The sequence below is a fragment of the Robertmurraya sp. DFI.2.37 genome, from assembly GCF_029211245.1.
GTDB lineage: Bacteria > Bacillota > Bacilli > Bacillales > Cytobacillaceae > Robertmurraya > Robertmurraya methanolica_A.
Genome location: NZ_JARGEJ010000469.1, coordinates 1 through 329 on the forward strand (window position 1 = coordinate 1; position 329 = coordinate 329).

The window sequence follows — 329 nt, forward strand, 5'->3', positions numbered from 1 at the left end:
TCAAAATTTATCAAAGGGGCAAAAAAAAGAAGCTGACTTGTTATTAAGAGATGTTGTTGGTTTCAGTATGTCAACAGCTTCACAAATCGCAAAACAGGCTGAAGTCAGTGAAACAACTGTTATTCGATTATCTTATGCATTGGATGTTGAGAGCTTTTCCCAAATGCAAAAACAAATTCAAAAAGAATATTTGCTACGGATTGAACAGCATGGGAATTCCATAGGAGAAGAACCGAAAGATAATCTGGATTTTATCGATACTTTGATAGAACAAGAAATTGAAATTCTTACAACATTAAGAAGTAAATTGGATATAAATCAATACTGGC

At 32.8% G+C, this 329-nt stretch carries 1 protein-coding gene; it reads left to right on the forward strand.

The features are described from left to right. Positions 1-329, forward strand: a 329-nt coding sequence (locus PZE06_RS27335) for a MurR/RpiR family transcriptional regulator (RefSeq protein ID WP_369011863.1), incomplete at both ends; no start/stop codon positions are given.